The following is a 25,428-nucleotide window of genomic DNA, read 5'->3' on the forward strand; positions in this document are numbered from 1 at the left end:
GTCATCAACAACCAGACTTAAAAGTTTACTTCCCTAACTGCTACTCATCTCCTCTTACACGACAATAACTGAAATTTATAGCTAAGTTAATAGTCTAAGTTTTATAATTTGCAAACATCCAGTTATCAAGTATATAGTTGCTGTTTTGGGGAAGGATGACATACTTACCCGCAATATGTACTAAAATCAATGATTTGAGTTACCAAGAGAGCAGTCATGGCATCCATACGCGAGTTGCACGAACAGCTAGTTAAAAAAGAACGTTCCGCCGTTGAAATTACCCAAGAAGCTTTGGACAAAATTCAAGCTTTAGAGCCGAAATTACACAGTTTCTTGCATGTAACAGCACAACAGGCGTTGGAGCAAGCTCGTGCTGTAGATGCCAAAATCGCTGCGGGTGAAGAAATTGGCTTGTTAGCAGGGATTCCCATTGGCATTAAAGATAATATGTGTACCAAAGGAATCCCCACTACCTGCGGTTCCCGGATATTGGAAAATTTTGTGCCACCTTATGAGTCTACAGTGACACAAAAATTGCTAGATGCTGGGGCTGTCACGGTGGGCAAAACCAATTTAGATGAATTTGCAATGGGTAGTTCGACAGAAAATTCTGCCTACCAAGTTACAGCTAACCCGTGGGATGTAACGCGGGTTCCTGGTGGTTCATCTGGGGGTTCAGCCGCCGCCGTTGCTGGGGATGAATGTGTGGTTTCCCTTGGTTCTGATACTGGTGGTTCAATTCGCCAACCAGCTTCTTTTTGTGGTGTCGTCGGCTTGAAACCAACCTACGGACTTGTTTCACGCTACGGTTTGGTGGCTTACGCTTCATCTTTAGATCAAATTGGCCCTTTTGGACGCTCTGTAGAAGATACCGCAATTTTGCTGCGAGCGATCGCAGGCTACGACCCCAAAGATTCCACCAGCCTGAAAGTAGACATTCCCGACTACGCGGCTTCCCTCAAACCAGACCTCAGAGCTAGAAAAAAGCTGCGAATTGGGATAATTACAGAAACCTTTGGTGAAGGCTTAGACTCGGTGGTGGAGACGGCTGTTACCAAAGCCATCGACCAATTACAAATGTTAGGCGCTGAAATTCATACAATTTCTTGTCCTCGTTTCCGCTACGGTTTACCGAGTTATTACATCATCGCCCCATCGGAAGCATCAGCCAACCTCGCCCGTTACGACGGCGTGAAATACGGCTTACGCACACCCGATGCAGATAATTTACTGTCAATGTACAAGAGTACCCGTGCTAGTGGCTTTGGCACCGAAGTTAAGCGCCGAATTATGATTGGCACTTACGCCCTATCTGCTGGGTATTATGATGCTTACTATCTCAAAGCCCAAAAAGTCCGCACCCTGATTAAACAAGACTTTGAAAACGCCTTTAAGCAAGTTGATGTGTTAGTTACTCCCACTGCTCCCACCACAGCATTTAAAGCCGGCGAAAAAACCACAGATCCTTTGAGTATGTACTTAAATGACCTGATGACCATTCCCGTCAATCTCGCTGGCTTACCAGGGATTAGCGTACCTTGTGGTTTTGATGACCAAGGTTTACCAATCGGCTTGCAAATCATTGGCAATGTCTTAAGAGAAGACCAAATTCTGCAAATAGCTTACGCTTATGAGCAAGCAACTAATTGGCATCTACGCAAGCCAGTATTGTAGTGCTAACTAAGGCTGTATGTGAAGAATGGGTGTAAGGGTTTGAGGGCTGGAGGGTGTGAGGGTTTTGAACACCTAAAACTCTAGGGGAAATTCAAAAGTCATAGGACTTACGCAGTAAGACGAAATGTCAAGGGTGTATGGGTATAGGGGTGTATGTATCTAAAACTCTTACACCCCATACCCTTTCACCCCTAAACCCAACCTCCACAGACAATCTTGGTGCGTAAGTCCTGAGTAAAATAATTTTTGACTTTTAACTTTTGACTTTTGACTTAATTTTGCCCTTACACCCTCTCCCAAACCCTTAAAACTATTGAGCGTTGACTTTGGGCTGTTGACTGTTGACTTGGGGAGTGAATGTGACTTCCTTGATTTTCCCGGAAGTTCCCAAGGGTTTTGCTGGTTGATTGTTGACAGAAACCAAGACAACACCTGCATTTCCAGAACGTACAGTCAACTGTTTTTTAGCTGTCCAGGTTTTGCGTTGTCCTTTGTTTAAGTTACCGACAAATTCAGTTTTACCGTCTACGTTCACTTGTAACCAAGATTTACCTTGAAGTTCTAAGGTAACGGCGACAGCCTGACTCAAATTATCTTTGGAGGGTGCAATCACCGCTAGGGGAGTTGGGGGATTTTCGGCTGGTGCTTGATTAGCTGACGGTACAGATTCTGTTTTAGGTAAGGGTGCAGGTTGAGATAAGGCTGCTGTTGTTTTTTTAGATGTTCCTAAGTTAAGTTTTTTAACGAGAGATTCGGCAGAAAATTGGGGATTAAGTACATACATAAGCCCACCAGCCGCCACTAATAATAAAACGGTGTAAGGAATGAATAGTGGTAAAGAAAATTTACGTTTCGAGGCTGCTTTGTGACCAGAGTTTTTCTCAACTACGGAAGGATGAACTTCAGTGGAAAAAGTTTTAGCTAAGGAAGCACCATCTAAGCCGATCACATCTGCATAACGACGGATAAAGCCTTGAATATATACAGGTTCAGGTAGTTCCTCAAATTTGCCTGTATCTAAAGCCTTTAAGCAAGCAAGGCGAATATTGGTTTTAATTGCTACCTGCTCTAGTTGAATAGATTTTTCTTGTCTGACTTGTTTTAAAGTTTTACTTATTTCTTGCAACTGTTCTTTTTGAACGTCTTCTAAGAGGCTCACGACCTTCTCCTAAAATTAACTTATGTTTACTATTTAACGGAAGAATTACTAAATTTCCGGCTCCTGAATTCTGACTGCTGAATTCTTCTTCAAGAATCCCAAATTGTTTTTGACTCTATACTCTATACGAAAACAACGAAAACTGCTATACAAGTAATTTTTAAAGCATAAAATTACCCGTATGAAAATACGCAAGCAGCAATTGTTATTTTTATTTAAGTTTAAGTCGTTACTTGCTTTTGGAATCGTGACTGCGATCGCCTACTGTAGCATCAGTCTATTTCTGTTTTTCCAGCAACCCAGGTTCATCTTTTTTCCCTCCACTGTGATTGAAAAGACACCAGACTTGTTCAATTTGCCTTATCAAGAAGTCTGGATACCTGTAAAAACTAGCTTGGGAAAGGTCGAAAAAATCCATGCTTGGTGGATTCCAGCCAAGCAGCCCAATGCCAAGGTGTTGTTATATCTGCACGGGAATGGCCTGAATATTGGCGCAAATATAGCGCATAGCCAGCGATTTCATCAACTGGGATTTTCCGTGTTGCTGATTGATTATCGGGGATATGGTCGCAGTCAAGGCGAGTTTCCCAATGAAATGAGAGTCTATCAAGATGCTGCTACCGCGTGGCAATATCTGACGCAGCAACAGCAAATTCCCCCCCAGCAAATTTTTATTTATGGTCATTCTTTGGGTGGTGCGATCGCTATTGATTTGGCTGTAAAACACCCCGAAGCGGCTGGATTAATTGTAGAAAGCTCTTTTTCATCCATGCGCGAAATCATCTCTACTCGGAAATGGTTTTCCGTCTTTCCCATCGATTTAATTTTGACACAGCGTTTTGACTCAATCAAAAAAGTGCCACAGTTGCAAATGCCAGTTTTATTTATTCACGGCACTGCTGATTCCACTGTACCTGCTTACATGAGCCAAAAACTTTATGATGCTGCCCCTGAACCCAAACAGCTAATTTTGGTTCCCAATGCTGACCATAACAATACAGCTGTAGTTTCTGGTAGTAAATATCTGCAATGGGTAGAGTCATTTGTTCAAAAGGTGCGGAATTAGTCAAGACTTACGTACAAAGATTGTCTGTGGAGATTGGGTGTATGGGTGAAAGGGTTTTGAGTACTTACACCCTAATCTAAAACCTTAATTTTTCGTTTTTTACGTAATTTCTATTGACTTGATAAATATCTCTCACCGTAATATTACTTAGTTTTTAATCTTGCCTTTAGCCCCTTTGCTTAACACACCTAAAATAACCAAAAATATACGGTTTTATAGATAAATATCCTGATGTCATATTTAAACCGCCGGAGAATTTATACAAATAGACTTCTTGCGGTATGGGGAGTAATTTGTATTATGACTATGGCACCTGCATATTTATTTAAAATTCTGGGAAATCCTACCATTGAGATTTCGCAAGCAGAACTGCGATCGCTACTAGGTGAAATTGAGACTCAACTTCATCGCAGTCAAGTTTATCGTCAAGCCTTGGCTAAACTACAAACATTACTTGGTTCTTCCGAAGAAGCCAAAAATTTATTTAAAGCTATCGGTAGGGAAGCCATCGGTTTGGCATTCCAGAACTTTGCCCATCACGCAAAAGTCGCAGATAGCAATCAACAAACAAACACAGAACCAGAAAAATCTAGTAATGTTGCTAATAGTATTCCTAGCAATCATCTAAATCAGCAACCAACAAATACAGATGTATTATCAACATCTTTGGTAACAGAAGATACCAGTAAAGCCGTTACCCAAAATCCTGAAAATTCAGCTAAAAAACATCCCATACCAAAACTCATGAACTGGCTGCAACCGAATCAAAAAAAAGCAAATGTTGAACTAGCCCAGCAACAATTAGCCGCCCAACGTTTAGCAATCATGAGTCAAATTGGTCAACAATTACGCCAAGCCCGTGAAGCTAGAGGTTTTTGTTTGAGAGATTTGAGTATCTTCACTCACTTACCAACTCATCAAATGGAAGCAGTCGAAAACGGCGACTTAGAATCATTACCAGAGGATATTTTAGTTAGAGGATTTATCCGGGTGATGGGTAATGCTTTGGGACTCAACGGTACAAGTTTGGCTAACTCTTTACCAATGGTTAATACTGTTCCATCCGTTCTACCTTCTTGGTCTCAGTCTAAACATAATTCCCCTAGTATGGGGTTAGAACTAAGACCGATACATTTATATTTAGGCTATACAGCCCTGGTAGCTGGGACAGTGGGAGGTTTATCTGTTATGTCTCAACCGGGAAAAATTGACACCACTGTTAATCCTGATGCTAGTTCGTCTTCGCCTGTTTCTCAGACAAATAAAAATCCTGAAACCAATGCGAAACCTGGTATTAAGTCAAGTGCTGCGGGAATTAGTGTCGGTTCAGATATTGCCCCACCGGAAGCACTGTAATCAAGAGTGCTGAGTGCTGAGTGTTGAGTGCTGAGAGGGGGGAGACAAGGGAGAGGGGGTAGACAAGGGAGCTTTCAAGGGCAGGCTTTTTTTATTAGACAAATTTTTGGGCTTTTAAAACCAAAATTATTGTCTGAACAGTTAAAACTACGTTTCATAATTGAGAATATTCTCAACTATTTATCGAAGGTTTAAAAACCTGCCCTTGAAAGAGACAAGGGAGAGGGGGTAGACAAGGTAGAGGGGGTAGACAAGGTAGAAAGATTGCTTCCTTGTCTCCCGTGTCCCCCGTGTCTCCCTTGTCTCCCGTGTCCCCCATGTCTCCCTTATCCCCTCGCCCCCCACCTACACAGTGATAATATATCTTTGTAATTAAAATTCCCTTATGACACCAGACCCTTATGCTTGGATAGAAGAATCGTTAGCAACAATCCATCGGGCGGACTGGTATCGTGCAGTACAAGCTTTAAGCGATCGCCCTGGTGCAACGGTGGTGTTGGCGGGGCGAGAGGTGATTAATTTTGCCAGTAATGATTATTTGGGTTTGGCTGGGGATGAAAGGTTAATTGCTGCTGCTACAGCCGCCACTAGAGAATTTGGGACTGGTAGTACAGGTTCTCGATTACTCAGTGGGCATCGGCAATTACACAGAGATTTAGAAAAAGCGATCGCATCTCTCAAACAAACTGAAGATGCAATTGTCTTTAGTTCAGGATATCTGGCAAACTTGGGAGCGATCGCAGCTGTTGTTGGGAAACGTGATTTAATTCTTTCTGACCAGTACAATCATTCCAGCCTGAAAAATGGTGCCATTCTCAGTGGGGCAACCATCACAGAATATCCCCATTGTGATGTTGTGGCTTTAAAAACTCAACTCAGCCAACAACGGCAAAACTACCGTCGTTGTTTAATTATTACCGATAGCGTCTTTAGTATGGATGGGGATTTATGTCCCTTGCCAACATTGTTAGCGATCGCGGAAGAATTTAACTGTATGCTGCTAGTTGATGAAGCCCACGCGACTGGTGTAATGGGTCAAACTGGCGCTGGGTGTGTGGAATTTTTTGGCTGTACTGGTAAGCAGTTAATTCAAATTGGCACTTTAAGCAAAGCTTTAGGTAGTTTAGGTGGTTATGTTGCTGGCAATGCTCACTTAATTGATTTTTTACGCAATCGCGCCCCGACTTGGATTTACACCACCGGACTTTCCCCCGCCGATACCGCCGCCGCCTTAGCCGCAATTCATATTATCCAACAAGAACCCCAACGGCGAATGCAATTGTGGCGTAATGTCGATTACCTCAAAAATCTGATGCAGCAGCAATTACCCCAACTGAAGTTATTACCAACAGAATCACCCATACTTTGTTTTCAATTACCTAGTCCAACTGACGCACTCCGCGTTGGTCAGCACCTCAAAGATGCAGGTATTTTTGCCCCCGCAATTCGTCCACCCACAGTCCCAACCAGTCGCATCAGAATTTCTGTTATGGCTACCCATCAAACACAGCATATAGAAGCATTAGTCGCAGGCTTGAAAAATAGGGATTTGGTTTGATGTTTGAATGGGTGCATCCCAGTTTTTATTTAGCAACTAAAGAATAAAAGTCATTGCGAGGAGGGACGACGAAGCAATCGCATGGTTTTGTTCTTAGTGCGAGACTTTGCGATTGCTTCACTTCACTTCGTTACGTTCGCAATGACATACAAAAAAGTGGGATGCTCCCTGTTTAAATTTAGTCATCAGCAATGGGAACAAATATCTCACAATAGGAATCATCTGGAATTAGCTAATCCAAAATTAGCGAAAACTTCATTTTTGCTCAAGCAAGATTTTGCATTTTATAGCAAGCCAACTGTTTGTAAATTATTGAGGATTTCTATACTTGAAGATAAATGTAGAATAATGATTTTATTTAAATTTACCGAATTAATCTAAATAAGGCATTATAATATTAAATTCTTATTTATTCTATTTAAAAATACATACAATATTTTGGGAAAATTGACTACTATCGAAAGACATTTTTTTGCTAAAAAAATGATCTATCTCCCGATAAATGTCGAAAAATTGCAAACTAGCTTAGGGTATGTATAGCCCCCCGCCACAAGTTTTGGTTGTTTGCAATTGTTTTCATGCCCTACATTCATTATTCGCATTTACTACGTTATGGCTTTGTGGTGGTAGTTGTCGCCACAGCCCTAGTAATTATGCTCTTGCTTGACCCCATATTAGACATGAAGGGAACACCATTCCTACTATTTTTTAGTGCTGTAATGGTGAGTGCTTGGTATGGTGGTTTGAAATCAGGACTGTTAGCAACCTTCTTGTCAGCAATATTAAGCGATTACTTTTTTCTTTCCCAACATTACACAGTCGGGTTAAGTTTACCTAATGGTGTAAAAATACTGTTATTTGCGTTACAAGGATTACTATTTAGTTTTCTGTCTGAAGAATTAAGGCACGCGAAACGTAAAGCAGAAATTAATCTCCAGAAACTAAAAATTAGTGAAGAACGATTTCGCGTCGCCCTGAGTAATTCAGATATTGTGGTGTTTCAGCAAGACCGCGATTTTCGTTATCAATGGGTTCATAATCTACAGGGTATAGATACAGTTGCAGCCGTGTTAGGCAGAACTGATTATGAACTTTTCCCCACGGCAATAGCACAACAATTGATCAAAATTAAACGTCAGGCGGTAGAACAAGGTATTTCCACCCGTGAGGAAGTTTGTCTGAGTCTTGGGGAAGAAGTGATTTATTATGACTTGCTAGTGGAACCCCTCATCGGTGGCGAAGGTGGTGTGACTTGTGTGGGCGTGAATATTACAGAACGCAAGCAAACAGAACTAGAAAAAGCCAAGTTACAAAGCACACTCCAGCAAGCCCTCCAACAAAAAGAAGAATCTTTAGCTTTACTGAATACTTGGTTAACTAGTTCCCCCGTAGCATTGGCATTTCTTGATACTGAATTACGCTATGTGTATGCTAATGAAGCTTTAGCATCTATCAACGGTATACCTCTAAGTCAACATATTGGTCGTACTCTACAAGAAATCTTACCGGAATGGGCGGGGCGATTAGAGCCTGTGTTTCAGCAAGTAATTCAAACGCGCCAACCATTACTGAACCAAGAAGTTAGCGGCGAAACTCATCCGCCTGGGGTATATCGCCAAAGTTTAGTTAGCTACTATCCTGTTAGCTTACCCGATGGAAAGTTGCTGGGCGTGGGAGTGACTGGTGTTGAAATTACACCAATCAAACAAGCTGAACAAGCATTGCGAGACAGCGAAGCTAAGTTTCGCAGTGTGGTTGAGTCCAATATGATTGGAATTGGCTTTTGGGAACAAGATGGCAAAATTACAGATGCTAATGATGCCTTGCTGAAGATGTTGGGTTACAGCCGCGAAGATTTAGTTAGTGGAGAATTGGACTGGCGAAATTTGACACCTGCTGAGTATCTTTATCTTGATGAACAAGCACTCATACAACTTCAACACGGTTCCTTTTCCACTCCTTATGAAAAAGAATATATCCGCAAAGATGGGACTCGCTTACCAGTGTTAATTGGTAGCAGTCATTTTGAGGGAACTTCAGACAGAGGCGCTTTTTTTGTTATTGATATTACAGAACGTAAGCAGGCGGAAGAGCAACTACGCTACATTGCGGAAATCAGTAGTTTACTGTCTACTTCTTTAGATTATGAGGAAACTTTACAGCAAATTGCCAAAATCTCTGTGCCACAATTAGCTGACTGGTGTAGTGTAGAGATTTTGACTGATGATGGTTCACTGCGGCGTTTACCTGTGGCTTATGCCGATCCTGCTCAGGCGGAGTTAGCGCAACAACTCCAAGAATATGTGCCGAATTTGTCAGGTATACATCCGATCGCTAGAGTACTGCAAACAGGCAAACCAGAATTAATCGCTCAAGTCACTGATGCAATGTTAGTTGCCTCAACGCAAAACGCCGAACATTTAGAAATTATCCGTCAGCTAGGGGCGAAGTCGGCAATGGTGGTGCCATTAATCGCCCACAAGCGAGTTTTGGGTTGTATTACCTTTGCGATCGCGCAATCAAATCGTTGTTACGATGAAACTGATTTAAATTTAGCCACAGACGTAGCTTATCGCGCTGCCTTAGCAGTGGAAAATGCCCAACTTTATCGAGATAATCATCAAGCGTTAATTAATTATGCCGAATCTCTAGCACTGTTAGATGCACTGTTAGCAGGCGCACCTGTGGCAGTTTGCTTTTTAGACCAAGAATTACGCTATATCAGAATTAATCAAGTTTTAGCTGACATTAACGGTTTCCCTGTAGAAGCCCATCTGGGGCGGAAATTTAGCGAGATGTTCCCCAGGATGGCAACGCAATTTAAAGCGCAATTACAACAGGTGTTAGAAACTGGCGAACCCCTGCTGAATGTGGAAATTAGCGGGGAAGTACCAGGAAAACCAGGAATATACAGCTATTGGCTGGGTAATTATTATCCAGTCCGCAATGCTTTAAATGAAACTGTGGGGATTGGAATTATTTTCTCAGATGTCACAGCCACCAAAGTTGCGGAAATTGCTTTGCGTGAAAGTGAATCGAGATTCCGCGCTATGTTCAACCAAGCCGCAGTCGGTATTGCTTTGGTAGGGTTGAATGGTCAATTTTTGCAAGTAAATCCGGCATTGTGTGAGATTACAGGTTACAGCCAAGCCGAATTAATGCAGATGAACTTTCAAAATATCACCCACCCTGACGACTTAACCGATGATTTAGCCCAGGCTGGGAGAGTTTTAGCAAAGGAAATTAACGGTTACTCTTTAGAAAAACGCTACATTCGCAAAGATGGTTCCCCGGTTTGGGTAAATCTGACTTCTTCGGCTGTTTGGGATATTCATGGACAAGCCAAGTATGCAGTCGGCATTATCGAAGATATCAGCGAACGCAAACAAGCCGAACTCGCGCAAAACTTTTTAGTCGAAGCCAGTAGCTTACTAGCCGCCTCCCTAGATTATCAAGTCACTCTCCATAATGTGGCTAATTTGGTAGTGCCTACCTTAGCTGATTGGTGTGTTGTTCATGTGCTGGGGGAAGATTATACGATTCAACAAATCGCAATGGTGGCGACGCTTCCGGCTAAACAAGAAATCCTCTCAGAACTGCGCCGACGTTATCCCCCCAAATACGAAGACAACAGTCCGTTTCGAGAAACCTTATTACGTGGCGCATCAGTCTTTTATCCCGAATTTCCATCCCAAATTCTTCCCCAACTTGCTGAAGACGCAGAACATCTACAGTTACTCCAAAGCCTGGGTACAAGTTCTTTAATCATTATTCCCCTACATTTGCGCGGGGAAATATTGGGCATAATTTCTTTAGCAAGAGGTAAATCTAGTTGTGCTTATAATGCCGCAGATTTGGTATTAGCAGAAGATTTAGCCCATCGTGCGGCGACGGCGATTGATAACGCCAGACTTTACCAAAAAACCCAGCAGGCAAAACAAGCCGCCGAATTAGCAGTTAGTCGCACTGTGCGTTTACAACGAATTACCGCCGCCCTTTCCGAAGCTATCACCCCGCAACAAGTGGCTGATGTACTGGTGAATCAGGGAATTGCGGCGTTAGGTGCGAGTGCCGGTTCTGTGAGTTTGTTAGTAGAACATGGCAGTTATTTGAAAGTTGTGCAAGCCACTGGCTATCCAGAATCTGTGCTGGATGGGTGGAAAACTTTTCCGGTGACGGCAGCTGTCCCTTTAGCGGAAACCGTGCGAACAGGCAAAGCAATTTTTCTCGAAAGTCCAGCCGTCTTAGCTGCTAATTATCCCCACTTAGCCGATTTACCATCGGTGACAGGAAATTCTGCCTTTGCTTGTGTTCCCTTGATTGTAGAAAAACAAGTAATTGGGGCATTAGGATGGAGTTTTGCCACTACCCAAATTTTTTCCGAAGCTGATCAAGGATTTATGTTGACATTGGGGCAGCAATGTGGTCAAGCGATCGCCCGCGCCCAACTCTACGAAGCCGAACGCCTTGCCCGTTCCGAAGCCGAAACCGCCAACCGCATCAAAGATGAATTTCTGGCGGTGCTTTCCCATGAACTGCGAACTCCCCTCAACCCGATTTTAGGCTGGGCAAAATTACTCCGCACCCGCAAAAACGACGAAACCACAATATTGAGGGCTTTGGAAACCATTGAACGCAACGCCAAGTTACAAGCCCAACTGATTGAAGATTTATTAGATGTGTCGCGGATTTTGCGCGGTAAGTTAAGTCTGCATATCCGCACTGTAGATTTAAACAGCACCATTACCGCCGCCCTAGAAACAGTGCGTTTAGCTGCCGAAGCCAAATCAATTCAACTGCAAACCTCTCTGCCCCAGCAGAACGTTGAAGTGATGGGTGATGGCGATCGCTTGCAACAAATTGTCTGGAATTTGGTATCCAATGCCGTAAAATTCACACCATCAGCCGGACAGGTAGAAGTGCGCTTAGAACAAGTCGGGATGGAGGCGCAAATTCAAGTCATTGATAACGGTAAGGGCATCACCCCAGAATTTTTACCCTACGTCTTTGAATACTTCCGCCAAGCCGATGGCAAAACCACCAGAGTCTTTGGTGGATTGGGATTAGGACTGGCAATTGTCCGCCATTTAGTAGAACTCCACGGTGGTATAGTCTGGGCAGAAAGTCCCGGTGAAGGACAAGGGGCAACTTTTACCGTGCGACTACCTCTGCATAAAAGTGCTGATGCCACCGAATTGAATCCTGAAACTGCACAGATGGACTTGGCAACCCAAGATTCATTATTGGCGGGAGTGCGAATTTTGTTTGTTGATGATCAATCTGATGTCTTGGAGTTTTTCAGCTTTGCCTTAGAACAGTATGGGGCAGAAGTGACAGCCGTTGCATCCGCCGCCGCCGCATTAGAAGCCCTAGTGCAGTTAGAGCCAGATATTTTACTCAGCGATATTGGAATGCCGATTATGGACGGGTATATGTTGCTACGGCAAGTTAGGCAATTACCCCAAGATAAATGCGGGCAAATTCCCGCGATCGCCCTCACAGCCTATGCTGGTGAAATCGACTACAAACAAGCAATAGCCGCAGGTTTTCAACGACATATCCCCAAACCCGTTGATCCCCTTGACTTAGCAATTGCGATCGCTAAACTGATTCGGCGGAAGTAAGGAGGGTAGTGGTTCGACTTCGCTCACCAACCGGGGCAGGGGGACAAGGGGGACAAGGGTGACAAGGGTGACAAGGGGGACAAGGAAGCAATATTTCTACCCCCTCTCCCTTGTCTACCCCCTCTCTCTTGTCTACTCCCTCACCCTTGTCTCCCCCCTCTCCCCTGTCTCCCCCCTCTCCCTTGTCTACTCCCTCTCAGCACGGGCTGAACGCCCCGCTACCGCTAACAGCACTTCCTAAGCACTCCGCAATGCCACAATCGGGTCGAGTTTAGCTGCACGACGGGCGGGAACGACACCAAAGAATAAACCGATCGCACCAGAAACTCCGACGGCGGTAGCAATAGCTACAGGAGAAATACCCGCTTCTAGGGGTGTCAGGCTGGCAACAATCATAATTCCACTGACACCAACGCCAGTTCCCAATAAACCACCAATTGCTGACACAATCACAGCTTCAATCATGAACTGGAGTAATATATCTTGTTCGGTTGCGCCAATGGCTTTTCTGAGTCCGATTTCTTGGGTGCGTTCGGTGACGGAAACCAGCATGATATTCATGATACCGATACCGCCGACGAATAGGGAGATACCCGCGATCGCCGCCAGCATAATTGTTAATGCACCTGTGATTTGTCCGACAGTTTGCAAAGCATCTTTTTGGGTACGGATAGTAAAGTCATCTTCACCGATGATTTTGTGGCGTTGGCGCAGCAAGTTGGTAATTTGAAAAACGGCTGCATCTACACTATCGGCATTCTTAGCTGAAGCGACAATGTAACTTAACTCTAATCCATAGGGAGAAGTACGCCCGACAATGCGGTTTGCCATTGTAATTACCGGGATTAACGCCGCATCATCATAATCCACACCCAAATTTGAACCTTTGGCAACTAATACCCCAATCACCCGAAAACTCGTATTGTTGATGCGTAACTGCTGTCCCACAGGATTACTAGTGGCGAAAAGTCTTTGGGCTAATTTTGCCCCCAGCACCGCCACTTGGTTACTGCGTTTCATATCCACTTCTGAAAAGAACCGCCCTTTGTCGGTGGTAAAGTCGCGCACCGTCAAAAAGCTGGGAGTTGTACCAATAATATTGACATCGGTGTTTTTATTCCCTACCGTCACCACCTGCCGACTATTTAACTCCGCCGTCACATCTGCTATGGTTGGCACTTGAGTAGCGATCGCTCTGGCATCTTCTAAAACTAAGGTTTTTGGGGTATCACGGGAAATCCGCTCGGTTTCTTGATTACCAGGAATGACAAATAACACATTCGGCCCCAAAGATTCTAATTGTTTGGCAATGTATCTCTGTCCGCCTTCCCCAATACCAATCATGGCAATTACCGAAGCGTTACCAATCACTATCCCCAACATGGTGAGGGCGCTACGCAACTTATTCGACAGCAGAGTTTTACCTGCCATTTGTACGCTTTCTAAGAAGTTCATAAGTAAGTAGAAAGTGCTTAGTTATATTAAAGTGCTGAGTGCTGAGAGGGGGTAGACAAGGTAGAAAGATTGCTTCCGTGTCTCCGTGTCTCCCTGTCTCCCTTGTCTCCCTGCCCCCTGCTCCCCTGCTCCCCTGCCATCTCAATTCTGCTGCTCTTGCGCCTTCTTGATTTTATAGTCCTGGGGTAAGTCCACAAACACGCGATCGCCTGCTTCTACTCCTGATAAAACTTGAGTTTGGTCTTGAATTTGCGCTCCTGTTGTTACTTCCCGAAACTGGGGTTGATTTTTGGCATCGGGAATCAAGACACCAGTTTTACCTTTTTCGGTGACAATGGCTACTGTGGGTAATACTAAGGTGTTGCTGACGCGATCGCCCAAAAAAGTCAAATCGACATTTAACCCAGAACGCAGTTTATCTATGCCTGTATCTAAAGCTACGCGCACCTGAAAGGATGTTACACCTTGTTCTACAACTGCTTCTGGTGCAATCAAGCGTACATTACCTTTAAATACTTGATCTGGATAAGCATCAGCCACAATTTCGACTTCCTGTCCTACTTTCACTCGTCCAATATCAGCTTCGGGGATTTGTGCTAGTACTTCCAAGCCTTTAGCAACCGCCACAATCGAACTAGAAGTTGCTGATGCACTGCTAGAAGCAGAGGTAGTTGGTGTCACAAATGCACCGATATTCGCATACTTTTGCGTCACAATCCCTGCAAACGGGGCGCGAATCACAGTTTCTTCAATTTTGACATTAGCTGCTGCTAACTGTGCTTGAGCAGCTTTAACGGCGGCTTGGCGTTGGGCAATTTCTTCTTTACGTGTGCCATTTTCTAATAAAACTAAAGCGGCTCTGGCTTCGGTGACGGCAGCTTCTTTCATGTCAATTTCTTCACTGCGAGAACCACTTTCCATCAGTGATAACCGCCGACGTGCTTCTTCTAAATTAGCTTTAGCCGATTTATCATCACTCACTGCTTGGTCTAATAATTGCTTTTTTTCTGCGCCTTGTTGGTAAAGATATTGGTAACGTTTAACTTGTTCAGTGGTGTAATTTACCCTGGCTTGGGCTGCATCTACTTGGGCTTGCACTTGAGAAATTTCTTGGGGACGATTCCCGGCACGCGCTTGGGCTAATTGGGCTTCGACTTGTCGCAAACGCGCCCTGGCTTGAGTGATTTCTTGGGGACGGTTCCCAGCTAAAGCTTCATCTAACTGCGCTTGGGACTGGGCTAAGTTGGCGCGATATTGCAGAATTTGGGCTTGCAAATCACCGACATCCATCCGGGCGATCACTTGATTTTGCTGTACGCGATCGCCTTGTTCCACATATAGTTCTGCCAGCACCCCAGGATTTTTCGGACTAATATTTACACTCTGCACAGGTACAACCTTACCACTGGCAGTAATTTTTAAAGTTACATTTTTTGCTTCTACAGGTACAGTTAGTTGTGTAATATCTTGCTCACTTGTTCCACGATTCACCACATTGACTGTACTCGTAACACCCGCCACAACAGCACCCGTGGCTATCAACCCAATTAGCCAGCGATATGGGTGATAAACTTTGCCAATCACGGGAACTTCTATGTAAGTGTTCATAATTACGGTCTAATCTATACTTTGAGGCTAGGGAATCGCTATTGAGAACGTTGTCAGATATTAATTAACGTTCCTTAATACTAGTCTCTAGTAATTTTAACCGCCTTCACCTAAATGGGTGAAAAGGGAGGCTGTTAAGCATTTAGTTTACCTCACTGGAATGAGAACCCGCTATATTCACAAAAAAAGCCGCTTTTAATGCGGCTAAATGACCAAAAATATTATTATATAGATGATTCCTCTACTAAAAGATAGAAATGGTTTTTCAATCTTTTAGTAGTGGAAAAACTATACTTTTACCAAAGCTTTTTGTTTACGCTTCATCCACAATCCGAAACCAGAACCAATAACCACACCACCAAGGGTCAACGGTTCAGGTACAGGTGTAGCGTTGTTAGCCTGTAGACTGGTAGCTGTAATACCAGCAAAGGACGGGGCACGGCTACGACTATACTGTATGAAATTTGTGCTACCTATTCCAGTAAATCCACGCCCAAATCCTAACACCAACTGGCTAACGGTGGTAGAACTCTGTACAAACGCTAATGCCTCTGCAATTTGAGGCTGCACGCCAACCTGGAATTCTATAATCCCAGCTATGTTTGTGCTGTTGTTCAGTGGGCTAGAAGGATTGCCCAAGTTATTGAACAATCTGTCAATAACTGTTCCTGAAGTGTTTGTGAGCGTTATATCCCATTCAGATAAAATAACTTGACGTACGGATGAGTTTAATGGTAATTGATTCTGATCTACTATGTAGTAACCACTAGCACTACCGTTACTACCAAAATCTACGCTAAGTTCATATCTTTGCAAATTTATCGCACTAGCAGGAGAAATCCCCACAGTTGCCAGTATACCAACACCAATCGATGCTATCGCTGCCGATTGGAATATATTCTTGAGAGATTTGATCATCGTTATTCAATCCTGAAAACAAGATTTCAAGTAATGAGAATAAAATGTAAAAATGGCGTTTTTACCTGCATAAATTCCTAATTAGACAATTAACATAAAATCGCATTCATAATTTTTGTTTACGATAATTTGTTTATTGTTATTTTAATTATTTATGACAAGATAAATAATAGATAATGCCTTTTTTACATCTAAGAGGAATGGTGTCATTTCAGCCGATAAAAAGCAATAGGAAAAGTATATCTTTAATTAAAAATTAAAAATCCATAACAAGGTGATATGTGTGAAATTACTTTGTACAAGAGTATTGCAGTATTTTGAGTAATTATACTAGTAGTATTTTCTTCCAGGTTTTACTGCGATTACTTTATAAAAACTTTACATTTTTACTAAATGTAACCTCGATATATAAAAATTTGTGAAAAAATATAGGATTTACGCATAAAAACGAAAAATCAAGGGTTTGGGTAAGGGTGTAGGGGTACAGGGGAGGTGTATGTATCTAAAACCCTTATGCCACTACAGATAATTTCAAAAATCAAACCCGATGCCTGTAGTGAATGGCAAAATTGAGTAATTGCCCAGATAAGCAAATTAATAAAAAAACAACAGTCTTTTATGATACTATTAAGAATTATCAAAATGATTTAAGATCAAATCTAGAGTTCTGTAGGTACAGCATGGTCTTTTGGCGCTGCATAGCTGCCTCTGGCTTAATTGTTTGCTTGATATCTGGTTGCAATAGCAAAGCCCAGTCATCAATCAAAAATACTCAGCAAGTGGTACAAGAAATTAATGTTTCCCAGTTGCTGACAGAAGCAAAGGCAAGTCAAAAAGCAGAAGATTTATTTCATCAGGGCAATAAATTATTAGATGCACAAAAATACCAAGATGCCATAGCGGTTTATGATAAAGCGATCGCCCTCAATCCAGAAAGTGCAGATGCTTGGATTAACAGAGGTATAGCTTTAACAAAGTTGCAAAAACATACAGACGCACTAGCATCTTACGATCAGGCGATCGCCATCAAGTCTGATAAAGATGAAGCTTGGTACAATCGAGGCAATGCTTTAGCATCCTTGCAAAGTTACACAGCCGCAGTTGCAGCTTATGATCAAGCGATCGCCATTAAACCAGATAAACAAGAAGCTTGGATTAACCGAGGCATAGCCTTGACAAAATTACAACGTTATCCAGAAGCACTAGCATCTTATGACAAGGCGATCGCCATTAACCCAAACAAGCCAGAAGCTTATTACAATCGAGCTTGTACTTATGCCTTACAAAACAAAGTAGACTTAGCCGTTGAAAACTTAAAAGTCGCCACTCGCCTCGTTCCAGAAAAATACCAACAATTAGCGAAAACCGACCCAGATTTTAAGAAAGTACGTAATGATCAAAGATTTCAAAAGTTAATTCAATAGCAGATTTTGTTAACCATTTTGTATAAGTTTTTATCTGTTTGCTGTTGCAAGTTACAGGGTATGATTTGGATTAACTAAATCTAATCTCTGCGTTGCTTTGCTGCTTGCAATCAAAAATCATATATGAAAAAACTATTGATTACCGGAGCCAGTGGCTTTTTAGGATGGCATCTTTGCCAACTAGCAAAACCAGAATGGGAAGTTTATGGTACTTATAACTCTCATTTGCTAGAGATTCCGGGAATCAAAATGGTGAAAGTTGATTTAACAGACTTTGAAGAATTAAAACAACTATTTATCACAATTCATCCAGACGCAGTTATTCACACAGCAGCCCACTCACAACCCAATTTTTGCCAAATTTATCCGCAAGAATCACACCTCATCAATGTCACCGCATCTTGTAACATTGCTGGACTTTGTGCAGATGACTCCATTCCTTGTGCATTTACATCTACAGATCAAGTCTTTAACGGCTTAAATGCTCCTTATCATGAAGCTTCACCCGTATGCCCCATCAATATTTATGGTGAGCAGAAAGTCATGGCTGAAATGGGTATGTTAGAGCGATATCCTATAACTGCAATTTGCCGAATGCCTTTACTGTTTGGCGGTGCGACACCCACAGCCCAGAGTTTTATTCAACCATTTATTAAAACTTTAAAGGAAGAAAAAGAATTAAATTTATTTATTGATGAATATCGTACACCAGCCAGTGCTACCACCGCAGCTAAAGGACTATTGTTAGCTTTACAAAAAGTTAATGGCATCATTCATTTAGGAGGGAAAGAGCGAATTTCACGTTATGACTTTGGACAGTTATTAGTAGAAGTCTTTCAACTACCATCTACAAGTATAAAAGGCTGCCGACAACAAGATGTCAAAATGTCCGCACCCAGGCCAGCCGATGTTTCTTTAGATAGTTCTCAAGCCTTCAGTTTAGGATATCAACCTTTATCTATCAAAGAAGAATTACAGAACATTGCTCAGTATCAGAATTATCTTTGATATCTGATAAGTTGTTACAACTCCCTACTTCCAGGGTGAACAAATATAGCAGTCTTATTTGAGATATAAACCGACAAGGAGGACAAGGCAGACAAGGGAGACAGATGTTTATAAATCATTGAGAATTGCTATGTTTGTGAGTTTATGTTGATTTATTAATCTGCCATCCCAGCAAAATCTTGATAAGCTGATGTCTAATGTCTACAACTCTAGGATTAAAAGCAGTACTTCAACAGATCCAGCAACGAGACAGATATTAATCAATCCAGTCAACAAGAAGGATTTATTGAATGTCGGTGGGAATACGCTACGATTGGCAGGAAGCAGAAATTCAGCAGATTTATGATATGCCATTGCTAGAGCTTGTTTATCAAGCTGCTAGTGTACATCGTCAATATCATGACCCGAAAAAAATACAGGTCTGTAAACTGATCTCCATTAAAACAGGAGGTTGCCCTGAAGATTGTGGCTACTGCGCTCAATCTTCTCGTTATCAAACAGAAGTAAAACCACAAGCACTTCTGGATAAAGATACTGTAGTCAATATAGCCCAAACAGCCAAGCAAAAAGGTGTCAGTCGTGTTTGTATGGGTGCGGCTTGGCGAGAAGTGCGGGATAATTCTCAGTTTGAAAAAGTGCTGGAAATGGTCAAAGAAGTGACCGATATGGGCTTAGAAGTATGCTGCACCCTGGGAATGTTAACAGCAGACCAAGCCAAGCGATTAGAAACAGCCGGGTTGTATGCTTATAACCATAATTTAGATACTTCTGAGGACTATTACAGCACAATTATTACCACAAGGACTTATAGCGATCGCCTGAACACTATTGAGAATGTCCGGCAAACTAATGTCACTGTCTGCTCTGGTGGGATTTTGGGCTTGGGTGAAACTGCTAAAGACCGTGTATCAATGTTGCATACTCTGGCAAATCTCAACCCACATCCAGAGTCAGTCCCAATTAACATTCTTTCCCAAGTTGAAGGTACACCCTTAGAAAATCAACCAGATGTCCCGATTTGGGATGTAGTGCGGATGATTGCGACAGCACGTATTGTTATGCCAACTTCCGATGTGCGTTTGAGTGCAGGCCGCGCCCGACTTTCCCAAGTTGAGCAAGCTTTCTGTTTCATGGCTGGAGCTAATTCTATCTTTTCCAGCGACGATAACAAAATGCTAACTGTCACCACACCTTGTCCAGATTATGATGCTGACCAAGAAATGTTGAACTTGCTGGGCTTAGAAATGCGTCCACCTGTCCAAAGACCAGCACTAACTTTGGCTTAGGGGCTAGGGGCTAGGGAAGAGAGTTTTACTTGTTTGGTTGTTATGGCCAAATCCTTAGTCGAAAATACTAACCTCTAGCCTCTAACCTCTAACCTCTGAAATTAGAGGATTTTAGCAGCACGTAGACCGAACAACAAACCTGCTGCGATCGCAGTAAATAAACCTAAAAAACCGATGTAAGCAACTACGGCAAACATTTTGATGCTTCTCCACAATACTTTACTAAATCTATTGAACCATTAGTCAAGGGTCAATGGTCAAGGGTCATTTGTTCTTGGTTCACATCCCTACACCCTGCCCTCTTACCTCCTTTTGTCCCCAGATTGCGCTAAAATACAAGCCCACGGCGCTTTTTAGGGTTGGGCAATGACTTCTACCATTAACGTTAATTTACCGCAGCAGTCTTATGAAATTGCGATCGCACCTGCAAGTTTAGATCAAATTGGTCAAAGTCTGGCTAATCTCAAGTTAGGGCAGAAAGTACTTCTAGTATCTAATCCCACTATTTTTAAACATTATGGCGAAAGAGCGATCGCATCACTCAAGTCCGCAGGATTTAACGTAGCGAGTTATTGTTTACCCGCCGGTGAACGCTACAAAACCCTCAATTCTATTCAAAAACTCTACGATGTCGCCTTAGAAAATCGCCTGGAACGTTCCTCGACAATGGTAGCCTTGGGGGGAGGCGTAATCGGTGACATGACTGGTTTTGCGGCTGCAACTTGGCTGCGGGGAATTAACGTTGTCCAAGTTCCTACCACTTTGTTAGCAATGGTAGATTCTGCTATCGGTGGCAAAACAGGCGTAAATCATCCCAATGGCAAAAACTTAATTGGCGCATTTCATCAGCCGCGTTTAGTTTTAATTGACCCAGAAGTGTTAAAAACTTTACCTGTGCGTGAGTTTCGTGCAGGGATGGCAGAAGTGATTAAGTATGGTGTGATTTGGGATGGGGAATTGTTTACCCAAATGGAAGCCAGCAAACATCTCAACCAACTCCGCTACATGAAGCCGGAATTGTTGAGTGAAATATTAACTCGTTCTTGCCAAGCCAAAGCCGATGTTGTCGGCAAAGATGAGAAAGAAGGCGGACTCAGGGCAATTCTCAATTATGGACACACCATTGGTCATGCTATTGAAAGCTTGACTGGTTATCGATTAGTTAATCATGGCGAAGCAGTTGCGATCGGTATGGTAGCGGCTGGACAAATTGCTGTCAATTTGGGTATGTGGCAACAAGCCGAAACTGACCGACAAAACGCCATCATTCAAAAAGCAGGTTTACCCACAAAATTACCTGCGGGTGTAGATATTGCCGCAATTATCGACGCACTGCAACTAGATAAAAAAGTCAAAGCAGGTAAAGTGCGGTTTGTGTTACCAACCCAAATTGGTGTAGTCACAGTTACTGACCAAGTACCAGCAGATGTCATCCAGCAGGTACTACAAGGAATGCAATAGATTAGCTAATTAACCCATACAAGATTTAGGTGCTTTACGCTATAGCAATAGTGAGGAACAACAAAAAGCTTACCCCGATCGCATACCACAGATACCCTTTGACTACCCTCCTCACCAATGACAACCCCACAAGTTTTTTAAGATACCCGACTTCTCAAAGAAGTCGGGTATCTAATCATCTCGATTTTCACCAATCAAATACGATTGCTATAGGAATCATATTTGATTTCTGAAAAAAATCAGTACACCCAGATCAGGCTTCTTTCCTACTCCCTACTCCCCATTCCCTACTCCCTGCCTATCGCGCTTGCGCTGCGCTTCTCTGCGAGACGCTTTGCGAACGCGCACCACACAACTAGATTCAGGAATCAAACCGTATTCCTATATAGCTGTAATTTAACAAGTTAATTATTTAGCATAATCTTGCTTAAATGCTATTTTTAGACGTTAATTTTGTATATCTTCATCCTTTGATGAATAAAGGTTAGAGATATTTGATTTTAAATATAGTACATTCATCCCTTGGATATTTCCTGGTTTGTTTTCAGATTTATCCAGAGGATTTGATTGATTTAAATTATGCGTTTTTCTTGGGATGTCAGTATTGTTACTTGAAGCACTAACATGATTCTCTGAATTTAATTTTGCCGCCATATATTGATTCTGTTCTTTTATCAGACGGCTGTAAGTTCTTTGAGGCATAAAATGGAGTGGATTATAGCCGATAAAACGCAAAATCAATACACAACCCCAGGAATATCTACCATCACTAATAGCTTCAATTACTTGCTCTAACTGTTCAGGAGTAATCAAACTATGACAGTTGTTTTGAGAAGAAGGTACTTGGTAGTTCATGGCTAACTCTGTAGTGGTAATTAACGTATTAAAAATCTAGATTCAATATCAGATTTTTGCCTAATGAATAGTTACCTGCTACACAGAATACTATTTAAGTAATTGTAAATTTAGCCAAATTGGCACTTTTTTAGTGACGGCCCTCAATATTTAGGGTAACAGTACAGAGACTATTAGCTATAGCAGTCCTATTTGATATTTCAACAATAGAGACAAGGAAGTACTGATTTGAGAAACTTGCTTAATTAATTTCTCAATTGATTACATATATCTTTTGGATGAATTTTTGGAGATGTTAGGAGCGATCGCCAGCTTTTCTCCTAAGTTAATGGCTTAGAATTTTGGTTTGTATAATTCATACCAGGGCTAGAAGGCAGAAGTAAAGTGCTGATTTAGCATAAAAGAGAAAGAACGGTAATGTACCTCTAACGGCCTACGGAGAAAATTACTATTGTTGAGGAGAAAAAATGAGGTTGTGACCTATTAAAGTGGCGGAATTAGTTATGAATGAACTGCTACAAGCTGTGCTGAACAGCGATGAAAAATCTGTCTTACAAGAATTGATATTTTCATTAACTGCTTCAGGTAAACAATACTTCCTAAGAAATGAAATTCTGCAAGTATTTGCAGATTATTGCCATAACTCCCAAAAGCCTGCTTATTTTTACTACTCTTCTTCGATTGGGAAACTGATTCACTATACCCATGAAATAATTTTGTCAGAGGAAAATACTTGGGTTGTGATTCGTCCCAAAATTGCTAGTCAAGAAGTTTGGCGGTTGAATGCTGACTTGAGTGAGTGTGAATTGATGTCACCGCAGGCTTATTTAGATGTGTGCGATCGCTTAGTTAATCACTACCAACCCCATATCCTGGAAATCGACCTCGGCCCCTTTTACGAAGATTCTCCCTCCGTTGATGATCCCAGAAATATTGGTCAAGGTCTAGCCTTTCTCAACCATTACCTGTGCGATCAATTGGTAAATGATCCGCAACATTGGTTAGAGGTATTGTTTCAAGCATTGCGGCGAGTGCAATATGATGGGAGACGCTTGTTAATTGGCGATCGCATTTCTTCAGGTGTGCAATTCGCGCAACAAATCAAGGAAGCGATCAAGTTTCTCAGCGAAAGACCAGCTGATGAACCCTACGAAAAATTTCATTTTCACCTGCAAAACCTGGGTTTCGCACCTGGATGGGGAAATACAGCAGCGCGAATTAGTGAAACGTTATCATTACTTGATCGGCTAATTGATACCCCCCAACCTGCCATTTTAGAAGCATTTGTAGCGCGTGTTCCTGTGGTTTTTCGCGTCGTCTTGATTTCTATTCATGGTTGGGTAGGACAACAAGATGTCATGGGACGCGATGAAACATTAGGTCAAGTTGTCTATGTGCTGGAACAAGCACGCAGCTTAGAAAACAAACTCCGCCAAGAAATCACCCTTGCGGGACTTGATGTATTTGGTATTCAACCTCATGTGATCATTCTGACTCGACTGATTCCCAACTGTGAAGGTACATCCTGCGGACTCAGGCTAGAAAAAGTCGAAGATACAGAAAATGCGTGGATTCTACGGGTTCCTTTTGAGGAATTTAATCCAGAGATTACGAACAATTGGATTTCTAAATTTGAGATTTGGCCTTATTTAGAAAGTTTTACCAATGATGTAGAAAAAGAACTCTTCGCTGTATTTAAAGGTCGTCCCAATTTAATAATTGGCAATTATAGTGATGGGAATTTAGTCGCCTCACTTTTATCTCACCGTCTCAAAGTTACTCAATGTAATATTGCTCATTCCTTAGAAAAGCCTAAATATCTCTTTAGTAACTTATATTGGCACAACCTAGAAGACCAATATCATTTTTCCGCACAATTCACGGCTGATTTAATTAGTATGAATGCTGCCGATTTTATTATTACTTCTTCTTATCAAGAAATTGTCGGTACACCCGACGGTATGGGGCAGTATGAATCTTATAAATGTTTTACGATGCCTGAGCTATATCATGTAGTCAATGGCATTGATTTATTCAGCCCTAAATTTAACTTAGTACCGCCTGGTGTCAATCAAAAAATCTTCTTTCCCTATACCCAAAAAGAAGATAGGGATTTTAATCAAAGCCAACAAATTGAAGACTTAATATTTAACCGCCAAGACCCGCAAATTTTCGGTAATTTGGCAGAACCCAACAAGCGGCCTATCTTTGCTGTCGCCACCCTATCATCGATTAAAAATCTGACTGGATTAGTTGACTGTTTCGCTCAAAGTGAAGAGTTACAAAAGCGATGTAATTTAATTATCTTAACCAGTAAACTGCATCCAGCAGAAGCAGCTAATCCAGAAGAAGCGGCAGAAATTCAACGGCTGCATGACATTATTAATCAGCATCATCTCCACAATCATCTTCGCTGGTTGGGAATGCGTCTGACTGGTGGGAATATTGGCGAAGCCTATCGGATAATAGCCGATCGCCAAGGAATTTATGTGCATTTTGCGCGGTTTGAGTCTTTTGGTAGAAGCATTTTAGAAGCGATGATTTCTGGTTTACCAACTTTTGCGACTCAGTTTGGTGGTGCGTTAGAAATTATTGAAAATCGAGAAGATGGATTTATTATTAACCCTACCGACTTAGAAGGAGCAGCCCAGAAAATTATCGCGTTCCTGGATGAATGTGAACATCATCCGCAACATTGGCAGGAAGTATCTGAGTGGATGATCCAGCGAATTACTAATAAATATAATTGGTCATCACACACCAGTCAATTATTATTACTGGCGAAAATGTTTAGCTTTTGGAACTTTGTCGCTCCTGAAAACAATGAAGCACGCGATCGCTACATGGAAAGCTTATTTCATCTCATCTTTAAACCGAGAGCCGAAAAAATATTAGAACAACATAGACACAAGCAAAAATAATAGTAATTCCCAATCACACGAGGTATACACTTCCTAGCCTCTAGTGTCTAGCTTC

Annotated in this window: 16 protein-coding genes; 10 read left to right on the plus strand and 6 right to left on the minus strand. The window is 42.1% G+C overall.

What is annotated here, in order from left to right; genetic code table 11:
- Positions 1 to 216: 216 nt before the first annotated feature.
- Positions 217 to 1,674 carry an Asp-tRNA(Asn)/Glu-tRNA(Gln) amidotransferase subunit GatA gene (gene gatA / locus H6G79_RS19520; RefSeq protein ID WP_190592226.1) on the plus strand — a complete coding sequence of 486 codons (1,458 nt, stop codon included), beginning with the start codon at positions 217 to 219 and terminating at the stop codon, positions 1,672 to 1,674.
- Between the two features lie 310 nt (positions 1,675 to 1,984).
- Here gatA and H6G79_RS19525 read toward each other — a convergent pair whose 3' ends face one another.
- Positions 1,985 to 2,833, minus strand: a complete 849-nt coding sequence (locus tag H6G79_RS19525) for a helix-turn-helix domain-containing protein (RefSeq protein WP_190592227.1) — start codon at positions 2,831 to 2,833, stop codon at positions 1,985 to 1,987.
- A gap of 181 nt (positions 2,834 to 3,014) precedes the next feature.
- Here H6G79_RS19525 and H6G79_RS19530 point away from each other — a divergent pair, with 181 nt between their 5' ends.
- The 4 genes from H6G79_RS19530 (at position 3,015) to H6G79_RS19545 (ending at position 12,437) form a co-directional block, all read left to right on the plus strand.
- Positions 3,015 to 3,899 (plus strand): alpha/beta hydrolase, encoded by an 885-nt coding sequence (locus H6G79_RS19530; protein ID WP_190592228.1) that lies wholly within the window; start codon positions 3,015 to 3,017, stop codon positions 3,897 to 3,899.
- 300 nt (positions 3,900 to 4,199) lie between these two features.
- The gene (locus tag H6G79_RS19535; RefSeq protein WP_190592229.1) at positions 4,200 to 5,255 is read left to right on the plus strand and encodes a RodZ family helix-turn-helix domain-containing protein; all 1,056 of its coding nucleotides are present in this window, start codon (positions 4,200 to 4,202) and stop codon (positions 5,253 to 5,255) included.
- A gap of 385 nt (positions 5,256 to 5,640) precedes the next feature.
- Positions 5,641 to 6,813, plus strand: a complete 1,173-nt coding sequence (gene bioF / locus H6G79_RS19540; protein WP_190592230.1) for an 8-amino-7-oxononanoate synthase — start codon at positions 5,641 to 5,643, stop codon at positions 6,811 to 6,813.
- A 578-nt stretch (positions 6,814 to 7,391) separates the two neighbouring features.
- On the plus strand, positions 7,392 to 12,437 hold the full coding sequence (locus H6G79_RS19545; protein ID WP_190592231.1) for a PAS domain S-box protein: 5,046 nt from the start codon (positions 7,392 to 7,394) through the stop codon (positions 12,435 to 12,437).
- Positions 12,438 to 12,674: 237 nt separating this feature from the next.
- Here H6G79_RS19545 and H6G79_RS19550 read toward each other — a convergent pair whose 3' ends face one another.
- From H6G79_RS19550 to H6G79_RS19560, 3 genes are all read right to left on the minus strand, one after another.
- Positions 12,675 to 13,892, minus strand: coding sequence for an ABC transporter permease (locus H6G79_RS19550; protein WP_190592232.1), 1,218 nt, complete (start codon positions 13,890 to 13,892; stop codon positions 12,675 to 12,677).
- 141 nt (positions 13,893 to 14,033) lie between these two features.
- The gene (locus tag H6G79_RS19555; protein ID WP_190592233.1) at positions 14,034 to 15,500 is read right to left on the minus strand and encodes an efflux RND transporter periplasmic adaptor subunit; all 1,467 of its coding nucleotides are present in this window, start codon (positions 15,498 to 15,500) and stop codon (positions 14,034 to 14,036) included.
- A gap of 288 nt (positions 15,501 to 15,788) precedes the next feature.
- Complete coding sequence (locus tag H6G79_RS19560) at positions 15,789 to 16,418, minus strand: PEP-CTERM sorting domain-containing protein (protein WP_190592234.1); 630 nt, start codon at positions 16,416 to 16,418, stop codon at positions 15,789 to 15,791.
- A 680-nt stretch (positions 16,419 to 17,098) separates the two neighbouring features.
- On the opposite strand from H6G79_RS19560, the gene H6G79_RS19565 reads away from it, so the two are divergent.
- The 3 genes from H6G79_RS19565 (at position 17,099) to bioB (ending at position 20,136) form a co-directional block, all read left to right on the plus strand.
- On the plus strand, positions 17,099 to 17,842 hold the full coding sequence (locus H6G79_RS19565; RefSeq protein WP_190592235.1) for a tetratricopeptide repeat protein: 744 nt from the start codon (positions 17,099 to 17,101) through the stop codon (positions 17,840 to 17,842).
- A 123-nt stretch (positions 17,843 to 17,965) separates the two neighbouring features.
- The gene (locus H6G79_RS19570; protein WP_190592236.1) at positions 17,966 to 18,850 is read left to right on the plus strand and encodes an NAD(P)-dependent oxidoreductase; all 885 of its coding nucleotides are present in this window, start codon (positions 17,966 to 17,968) and stop codon (positions 18,848 to 18,850) included.
- A 290-nt stretch (positions 18,851 to 19,140) separates the two neighbouring features.
- On the plus strand, positions 19,141 to 20,136 hold the full coding sequence (gene bioB, locus H6G79_RS19575) for a biotin synthase BioB (RefSeq protein WP_190592237.1): 996 nt from the start codon (positions 19,141 to 19,143) through the stop codon (positions 20,134 to 20,136).
- 101 nt (positions 20,137 to 20,237) lie between these two features.
- Here the strand turns inward: bioB and petL are convergent, their stop codons facing one another.
- On the minus strand, positions 20,238 to 20,333 hold the full coding sequence (petL, locus tag H6G79_RS19580; protein WP_190592238.1) for a cytochrome b6-f complex subunit PetL: 96 nt from the start codon (positions 20,331 to 20,333) through the stop codon (positions 20,238 to 20,240).
- 169 nt (positions 20,334 to 20,502) lie between these two features.
- On the opposite strand from petL, the gene aroB reads away from it, so the two are divergent.
- Entirely contained in the window at positions 20,503 to 21,597 is a 1,095-nt protein-coding gene (aroB, locus tag H6G79_RS19585; protein ID WP_190592239.1) for a 3-dehydroquinate synthase, read from the plus strand.
- A gap of 447 nt (positions 21,598 to 22,044) precedes the next feature.
- Here aroB and H6G79_RS19590 read toward each other — a convergent pair whose 3' ends face one another.
- A complete protein-coding gene (locus H6G79_RS19590; protein WP_190592240.1) occupies positions 22,045 to 22,452 on the minus strand; it encodes a HetP family heterocyst commitment protein in 408 nt (135 codons plus the stop codon).
- Between the two features lie 503 nt (positions 22,453 to 22,955).
- Between H6G79_RS19590 and H6G79_RS19595 the strand changes: the two genes are divergently transcribed.
- Entirely contained in the window at positions 22,956 to 25,373 is a 2,418-nt protein-coding gene (locus tag H6G79_RS19595) for a sucrose synthase (protein ID WP_190592241.1), read from the plus strand.
- Positions 25,374 to 25,428 lie beyond the last annotated feature (55 nt).

The sequence above is a fragment of the Anabaena sp. FACHB-83 genome (assembly GCF_014697485.1).
GTDB lineage: Bacteria > Cyanobacteriota > Cyanobacteriia > Cyanobacteriales > Nostocaceae > Nostoc_B.

Bases quoted from the DNA above. Each gene is read 5' to 3' on its own strand.
- H6G79_RS19565 (WP_190592235.1), top strand. From the start codon at position 17,099: ATGGTCTTTTGGCGCTGCATAGCTGCCTCTGGCTTAATTGTTTGCTTG.
- H6G79_RS19530 (WP_190592228.1), top strand. From the start codon at position 3,015: ATGAAAATACGCAAGCAGCAATTGTTATTTTTATTTAAGTTTAAGTCG.
- aroB (WP_190592239.1), top strand. From the start codon at position 20,503: ATGACTTCTACCATTAACGTTAATTTACCGCAGCAGTCTTATGAAATT.
- H6G79_RS19550 (WP_190592232.1), bottom strand. From the start codon at position 13,892: ATGAACTTCTTAGAAAGCGTACAAATGGCAGGTAAAACTCTGCTGTCG.
- gatA (WP_190592226.1), top strand. From the start codon at position 217: ATGGCATCCATACGCGAGTTGCACGAACAGCTAGTTAAAAAAGAACGT.
- H6G79_RS19595 (WP_190592241.1), top strand. From the start codon at position 22,956: ATGAATGAACTGCTACAAGCTGTGCTGAACAGCGATGAAAAATCTGTC.
- bioB (WP_190592237.1), top strand. From the start codon at position 19,141: ATGTCGGTGGGAATACGCTACGATTGGCAGGAAGCAGAAATTCAGCAG.
- H6G79_RS19590 (WP_190592240.1), bottom strand. From the start codon at position 22,452: ATGAACTACCAAGTACCTTCTTCTCAAAACAACTGTCATAGTTTGATT.
- H6G79_RS19535 (WP_190592229.1), top strand. From the start codon at position 4,200: ATGACTATGGCACCTGCATATTTATTTAAAATTCTGGGAAATCCTACC.
- petL (WP_190592238.1), bottom strand. From the start codon at position 20,333: ATGTTTGCCGTAGTTGCTTACATCGGTTTTTTAGGTTTATTTACTGCG.
- H6G79_RS19545 (WP_190592231.1), top strand. From the start codon at position 7,392: ATGCCCTACATTCATTATTCGCATTTACTACGTTATGGCTTTGTGGTG.
- H6G79_RS19555 (WP_190592233.1), bottom strand. From the start codon at position 15,500: ATGAACACTTACATAGAAGTTCCCGTGATTGGCAAAGTTTATCACCCA.
- H6G79_RS19570 (WP_190592236.1), top strand. From the start codon at position 17,966: ATGAAAAAACTATTGATTACCGGAGCCAGTGGCTTTTTAGGATGGCAT.
- bioF (WP_190592230.1), top strand. From the start codon at position 5,641: ATGACACCAGACCCTTATGCTTGGATAGAAGAATCGTTAGCAACAATC.
- H6G79_RS19560 (WP_190592234.1), bottom strand. From the start codon at position 16,418: ATGATCAAATCTCTCAAGAATATATTCCAATCGGCAGCGATAGCATCG.